General features: G+C 44.7%; 7 protein-coding genes and 1 tRNA gene. 3 read left to right on the top strand and 5 right to left on the bottom strand.

Going from position 1 to position 6,872, the window contains the following annotated elements:
* Window positions 1-138: 138 nt before the first annotated feature.
* The 3 genes from B7L70_RS11440 to B7L70_RS11430 all read left to right on the top strand — a co-directional run bounded on the left by B7L70_RS11440 (window position 139) and on the right by B7L70_RS11430 (window position 1,718).
* Window positions 139-1,011: an NAD(P)-dependent oxidoreductase gene (locus B7L70_RS11440; protein ID WP_081228306.1), complete on the top strand. Its 873-nt coding sequence runs from the start codon at window positions 139-141 to the stop codon at window positions 1,009-1,011.
* 209 nt (window positions 1,012-1,220) lie between these two features.
* Window positions 1,221-1,328: transfer RNA gene (locus B7L70_RS11435), tRNA-Ser, on the top strand.
* A 78-nt stretch (window positions 1,329-1,406) separates the two neighbouring features.
* Window positions 1,407-1,718 carry a hypothetical protein gene (locus tag B7L70_RS11430; protein WP_081228305.1) on the top strand — a complete coding sequence of 104 codons (312 nt, stop codon included), beginning with the start codon at window positions 1,407-1,409 and terminating at the stop codon, window positions 1,716-1,718.
* Here the strand turns inward: B7L70_RS11430 and B7L70_RS11425 are convergent, their stop codons facing one another.
* From B7L70_RS11425 to B7L70_RS11405, 5 genes are read right to left on the bottom strand one after another with little or no spacing between them, the layout of a single operon-like run.
* On the bottom strand, window positions 1,719-2,282 hold the full coding sequence (locus B7L70_RS11425; protein ID WP_143701642.1) for a hypothetical protein: 564 nt from the start codon (window positions 2,280-2,282) through the stop codon (window positions 1,719-1,721).
* The gene (locus B7L70_RS11420) at window positions 2,282-3,574 is read right to left on the bottom strand and encodes a DUF58 domain-containing protein (protein WP_081228303.1); all 1,293 of its coding nucleotides are present in this window, start codon (window positions 3,572-3,574) and stop codon (window positions 2,282-2,284) included. The genes B7L70_RS11425 and B7L70_RS11420 overlap by 1 nt, the downstream gene beginning before the upstream one ends.
* Window positions 3,575-3,580: 6 nt before the next feature.
* Window positions 3,581-4,537 (bottom strand): MoxR family ATPase, encoded by a 957-nt coding sequence (locus B7L70_RS11415; RefSeq protein ID WP_081228302.1) that lies wholly within the window; start codon window positions 4,535-4,537, stop codon window positions 3,581-3,583.
* 13 nt (window positions 4,538-4,550) lie between these two features.
* Complete coding sequence (locus tag B7L70_RS11410; RefSeq protein WP_081228301.1) at window positions 4,551-5,630, bottom strand: hypothetical protein; 1,080 nt, start codon at window positions 5,628-5,630, stop codon at window positions 4,551-4,553.
* Window positions 5,617-6,750, bottom strand: a complete 1,134-nt coding sequence (locus B7L70_RS11405) for a hypothetical protein (protein ID WP_081228300.1) — start codon at window positions 6,748-6,750, stop codon at window positions 5,617-5,619. The genes B7L70_RS11410 and B7L70_RS11405 overlap by 14 nt, the downstream gene beginning before the upstream one ends.
* Window positions 6,751-6,872 lie beyond the last annotated feature (122 nt).

The following is a 6,872-nucleotide window of genomic DNA, read 5'->3' as shown; positions in this document are numbered from 1 at the left end:
GCCGGAGGGATGCTTTTCATCGGCCCGCGTAATCCGCGGGTCTCGAGCATTTCCTCAATTTTACTTAAAACCGGTGATTAATAAGTCCTGCGTTTCATGGAGTACACCTTATTAATGCTTGATTTGATGTGATTCTTGATGATTGTCTTGGTTACTGGCGTTAGTTCATCGCCGGGCTATAAGATAGCTGTTAAATTATTGGGTAGGTACCAGGTGGTTGGTACGTACAATGAGCATAGGGTCGAAATACCCAGTGCCGAGTTGGTCAGGGTTGATTTAACGAAGAACCCGGCCGAACTAATCCGTAACTATAAACCTGACGTTCTAGTTCACGTGGCAGCCATAGGTAATGTGGACCAATGCGAGGAGCAACCCGACCTCTGCTATAGGGTTAACGTCGTAGCCTCGAGGGAGCTAATTGCCAATGCCTATAGGGTTGGGGCCACCATCTACTACCTATCCACGGACTACGTGTTTGATGGCGAGAGGGGGTTATACACGGAGGATGATGTGCCGAGACCCGTTAATTACTACGGCTTAACGAAACTGCTCGCTGAGGAAATCGCCAGGGCCTTTGGCGGTGCGATCATTAGGGTTGCCTGGATCTACGGCGCAGGCCCTGGCAGGGCAAATTTCGGCAAGACCGTGGTTGATAAGTTGAGGAGGGGTGAGGAGGTTAGGGCAATAACCGATCAGTGGTCGGCACCAACCCTGAACACCATAATCGGTGAGGCATTTGCAAAACTGATCGATAGCAAATTCACGGGAACACTACACGTCGTTGGGCCACGAATGAGCAGATACGAGTTCGCAAAGGCCATAGCCAGGTACTTTGGGTACAATGAGGACCTCGTAAAGCCAATAAGGCTCGCTGACGTGAATTACAGGGCCAGAAGACCGAGGGATAGTAGCCTAAGTAACAGGCGAGCAATAGAACTACTGGGAATACCATTAAATGACATAAACTACGCATTATCAATATTCAAGAAAGAACTCGAAGAAACAACATGAAATCCCAACAATCATCAAGAAAAACACCTCCACAAAACCATTAAGCCAACATATATGGCAGTGGCGGAGTTTCGATATCTTTACGGTGAAACAATGTACAGAAACAAGCAACTCAACGACAAATCATATGACTAGGTTCTCACATGGATAATCCTGCAACCAACATTAATAGGGAAAGGCATAAATAACGGTGAAGACAATTACCACAAGCCGGGGTGGCCGAGCTAGGTCCAAGGCGCGGGACTCGAGGTGAATAGGTAAATAACAAGACATCCCGTCCCCGCAAGGGGGCCCGGGTTCAAATCCCGGCCCCGGCACTATGAATTTCATTGTTTCGGCTGTAATTTTTCATGTGTAGGATAAGTTTTTAGTTAATGTGTTCCTGTTTTTGCTGTATGTCGTGTGGTGTTTACCTGGATAGGAGGGTTTTTGCTGTTGGTGAGCCTATCTACATTACGTTGGTTAATTTGGGTAATTCTTCTTTGTATGTTGGTTCTTGGGGTATTGTTGATGAGTTTGGTAAGACAATTTACCTTATTGAGCCTCCTCAAATCATGATTAATCCCAGCTCCTCCTTTGTTGTTGTTTGGTTTCAGTTTGATAATGATGGTAGGCAGGTTGGTAGGGGTAGGTTTAGGGTTGTGTGGCGTCCGTTGATTGGTGGTAATGTCCTTGAGTGCTTTAGTGATTTCTTTGAGATACTGTGATTATGACCTTATCCTTGCTATAACGTATCTGGAAATTATTAGGTAGGCTACTGTGAATATTACGAGGGCTGTGAATGGGTCTATTATTGGTATGGAGGCCTCGATTATTAGATAATATAGGACTGCTGTTATTAATAGTGCTGTTGTGAGTATTGCGAGTGTGTGTTTAATCATCATGTTCAATTCCCTATCGATCTCCACATTATCAAAGCCCTTTGTCCTAAACTCCCTTGCGTACTTATTGTACGATCTATATAGGTAGGATAGTGTGAGTGAGTATTCTGATGCGAGTACTGACGCGTTGAATAGTCCTGGGTTCTGCAGTGCAATGAGGGTTATGTGCATCACATAGGGTAGGTAACCCTGGGATGCAACGGATATGATTAGTGAGGTTATTAACGAGAGCCAGGATTCATAATGAGGACTATTGACAGCAACACCTACTAAACCAACTACAATGAGTACTGTTATGATTAAGAAACCTAATGATTGATACCCTAACATTACTAATATGAGAAATGGCACTATCGGCAGTACAATTAGTACTGGTTGTATAAATCTCATCATAACCATCTACCTATGTATGCGGATACCCTAGACATCACCAGACCAATACCCTCACACGCCGGATCCCAGGTTATGACCTTAACGTTCTTAGGCAATATAGCGTACAACCTATTCCTATCCCTAACGAACCAGTGGGTGCAGGGTGGGTTTTGTATTAAATTTCTCATTAGTATCGTGTCAGGTATTACATCTATTACAAGAATCCTCACCGGCAATTCCCTGATAAGCCCACCCAACCTATTTACATTATCCCTAGTTAGATTCGTTATGATCACTACGACAGGTTTAGTCTCCTGCACAATACGCAGCAACACTTGATCAACCACATAACCTTTTATGGGCAATGCCTTAATCACCATGAGGACCCTTAATAACCTTTGATATTGGTCCATACCCGAGCTCGGCATCACCCGCGGACCCATGGGCATGACCCACAGACCCACGTTATAACCGTACCTAAGCAATACCCTACTTAACGATAAAGTCAATGATATGCCATACTCAAGTGGGTTCTCCTCGACTGTTCCATGCCTCATCCACCAACCAGTGTCCATTATAATTATGGCTGTTCTAAGACCCTCCCTCTCATACTCATTAACCATTAGCCTACCTTCAGGGTTCCTTGCCGTTGCCTTCCAATTGATGAGTTTATACGGATCACCAGTTACGTAATTCCTAACAGACCTGAACTCGGTTGAGTAAGGACCTAACCTGGAGGGTGGGTATTTGGGTATTCCCTGCCTAGGCTTCGCGAGACCCAAGACCCTCCTCACAATCTTCACCCTAGGTAGCACTTGGATTGAGCTGTCCGTCTTTACCGAGCCCTTGATTGGTTCATGAATGCCAAGACCGTGGTAAAACACGTACTCGATAGAATCAAGGCTATAGTAACCCCTCTTGACAGCCCTTAGGGTGTAATTAAACTCCCTACTGACCTTTCCGAAGCCCTTAAATACAACGTGTACGTTCGTGCCCTTAACGAGATTGAACCCCTCCGCCATCGATGAACCAGGGATTGGCGGTGCCCTAATCATCAGTAGTCCGAACCCGCCATCCACATTCACGGTAAGCCTTACTTCTAGTTCGTCTCCAACGTACATAACATCCTTATCCACATGTAGTGTGATCATCACCCTGGGTCTTTCACTAAGCCCCAATGCCATTGTTATGACAATCAATGGGAAGATTATGGTTAGTATGTACCACTTTGATGTTGTTAGTACAGCAATTACTGCCATGAATATTGGTACCGCGGTGAGTATCACCACCATCCTTATTGAATCCTTCATTAACAATCACTTCGGCACAGGCAATTTACCCAAGTACTCTCTAACCACATCCTCACCGTTAACGCCTTCAAGTGAAACCTCGGGTTTGAGGACAACCCTATGCCCAAGCACCTCGACTGCGACGCTCTTTATATCATCAGGTATAACGTAATCCCTACCCTCAAGCACAGCCATGGCCCTACCCATACTCATTAACGTAATTAAACCCCTGGGACTAGGACCAGCCAGGACCCTTGGGTCCCTCCTTATTGCGTTGAAACTAGTTATGTACTTCATAACATCCTCACTTACAATTACACTAGATTCTATGAAGTCCCTAATCATTAACAACTCATCGCCGTTCAATATAGTCCTTACCTGCGCCGTTGGATCATCACTACGCCAGGAAACCCTCCTCCTGAGCAACTCAACCTCATCCTTAGGATAACCAAGCCTTATCCTTATCATGAACCTATCCAGCTGTGCCTCGGGTAATGGGTAAGTACCCTCAAGCTCTATTGGGTTCTCAGTGGCAATGACTATGAACGGTCTCGGTAACTTTATTGTTTCACCCTCAATCGTTACCTGGCCCTCCTGCATTGCCTCGAGAAGTGCGGACTGAACCTTTGGTGGAGCCCTATTAATCTCGTCGGCAAGTACGAAGTTCGCGAATATTGGACCAAGGACCAATTCGAATGAACCCTTATCCTGCCTCCAAACCTTGGTGCCAACTATGTCACTGGGTAGTAGATCTGGCGTGAACTGTATCCTACTGTACCTAAGCCCTAGTACCCTGGCTAGGATCTTCGATAGGAAAGTCTTGCCCACACCGGGTACGTCCTCTATGAGTACGTGACCACCCACCAGTATTGCTGCCAGTATTTTCTCGATAGCGTCCTCATCACCAACAAAGAACCTCGTAACCTCATCAACCACAGCCCTAACCCTCCCGGTCACGTAATCAATGCCCAACTTGTTACTCATTACCTACCACCCCTTACCAACCCTCATTATTAGTGTTTCCACCACCATATAATTGCTTGAATAATTCATTCACCAGATTCGCCCTATCCCTAATCTCCATCTCAATCAACTTTCTACTCACCCTACCCCTACCCTTAACGATACTCGAGTAGTTAATTAATTTATCAAGCCTCGCCATTATCTCCTCATAATCCAACCCATCCTTAGTAAGCTCATGGGTTAAGTACATTATTATTTTGTCCTTCTTTCCATGAGCCACAAAGTCGCTTATTGCTTCCTCAAGTCTCGCGTACTCAGGCGACGCGACAACCCTGATCTCACGTTTATGAGCTTCGTAAACTTCATCCTCGATAACCTCAACATTACCCAGCCCACTAATTAGTAGTTTGTATCCAGCATAGGTTATTGCTATTGAGGCTATTATTACGAACGCGATTAGCACGTAAATATTCCACTGGGCTGGTTTAGGTATCGATAACACAACATAGAACAAACCTATACCAAACACGGCTGCGGCCAGAGATCTTGAACTCGTGAGAAACCTGTTAATGTCAATATCAACCGCTCCTGTTAAGGCGGTTAATGATGCTAATACTAGGTATATTATCGAGACTAGGGCGAAGGGGTAAAACAGTGGTTTGTATACTGCTCCGAATAGGTAACCAAGACCTAGGGCTATCAGGAGGTAGGCTATGTACCTCAATGATTGTGATACGTCATGCCTCGTAGATGCATATTGATTAGATGATCTGATTAGTAAGGCGCCTATGATAACTAGAGCTAGGAAGTTCATTAGGTAACTAATAATTGTTAAGTGGTAAATCGTGACCAGCATGCTTGATATTGCATCAATGAGTAGGTATATGAATAATGATGGGGCTAACGTACCCCTTACGAAGCCAGATAACTGCGGATTACGCCCCCTCAATAAATCACTAATCAATAATAGGGTTACGAGTACCAACGATGGGACTGCCACTACGAGTATTACGTATATGCCAAACGGCATGGGCATAAGCAATAGGGCTGTCGTAATTAATACCACGTAGGCTATTACATACCCCGTAAAGCTGGTGATCTCATGCGTCTTCACAAACAATCACCCTAGCATTCCCAAAAACCCTGCCCAGGGTTCTCAGGAATTCCTCATACCTGACTCTATCGATCTTTCGAAGCCCATACTTAACCTCCTCGAACATTCGGATTAGATCTCTTACATCAGCGTAATTACCCACGATTAAGCCCTCATCGGTTAATTTCTTAGCGATCTCTCTCACGGTTAATGGGTTGTCGATTCCGTAATTATTAATGTTCAATTTAATGTGCTTAACAACATCCTCGTCATAATCCACAGCTCTTATGAATAAAGTCTCGGCTTGCTTGTCAGATTCTATTTTAATCCCGTAACAGCCTGGTTTGGTCATGATTAGTGAGGAGTTCTCAATCTTACCAGAACCTATCACACTTACCGAGTATTCGTTCTTAACCGACATGGGTAATGGCTCACCAAAGCTCCAAATCAATGGTAAATCCCTGGGTATACCAAGATCCACAAGATTGCTGCCTCCCCAACCTTTCAATTCTCTAATCACCTCACCAGGAAGTAGATTAATACCACCCACCAATGCCCTAGAAACCTCCTTATCAGCAACCTTCCTACTAACTCGAACCGCGGGTTGTGTGCGCTGATCGCTAGAACCATACCCACCGGCCTTACTAATGATACTCCTCCTCACGATCATTAATGAGCCTATGCCCATGATTATAACCACGGAGACCAACAACAATATAATGAGAATTGGCGATATCCTTAGAGGCACAACCACCGTATGGTTTTGAGCTCCCATACCTCCGACACCACCCTGTAAACCTATTGATCCGGAACCTCCACTTAACGTAGTACCCTGGGTCCTTGGTGGGCTCGTTGGTATGTAATTGGCAATGCTGATGGGCATGTTTGGTATTATAATTGGTAATGGAACCAGGGGCACGTAGACTTCTGAGGCCTCTGTTATATTCGCGTGCTGCGGTATTGTGATGTTTATTGGGGGTAGCGCAAATGGTGGCTGTAATGTACCTACACGTATTATTGGTAAATGCGCCCCCGAAGATGAACTTTCTTGATTAGCCTTTATTAATGTGCCAATTGATGATGCTAATAACCATATGATCACCAATCCAATTATTAGTAATACTACAACGGCTCTATCCACAGTGTGTTTAAGATGTAATCGCTTAAATACCTTAGTTAGAGATTCAGTTCTTGCTTTTCAGCGTTGGTAAGTACATTATTTAATCCAGGAAACAGTAATGCCGTACCTACACCAATCAAGGC

This window comes from Vulcanisaeta sp. EB80 (assembly GCF_002078205.2).
This window is presented reverse-complemented; position numbering and strand designations above follow the sequence as displayed.

What these genes read in the sequence shown, in the direction of transcription:
- B7L70_RS11440 (WP_081228306.1), top strand. Translation starts at nt 139, where the DNA reads ATGATTGTCTTGGTTACTGGCGTTAGTTCATCGCCGGGCTATAAGATA.
- B7L70_RS11430 (WP_081228305.1), top strand. Translation starts at nt 1,407, where the DNA reads ATGTCGTGTGGTGTTTACCTGGATAGGAGGGTTTTTGCTGTTGGTGAG.
- B7L70_RS11425 (WP_143701642.1), bottom strand. Translation starts at nt 2,282, where the DNA reads ATGAGATTTATACAACCAGTACTAATTGTACTGCCGATAGTGCCATTT.
- B7L70_RS11420 (WP_081228303.1), bottom strand. Translation starts at nt 3,574, where the DNA reads ATGAAGGATTCAATAAGGATGGTGGTGATACTCACCGCGGTACCAATA.
- B7L70_RS11415 (WP_081228302.1), bottom strand. Translation starts at nt 4,537, where the DNA reads ATGAGTAACAAGTTGGGCATTGATTACGTGACCGGGAGGGTTAGGGCT.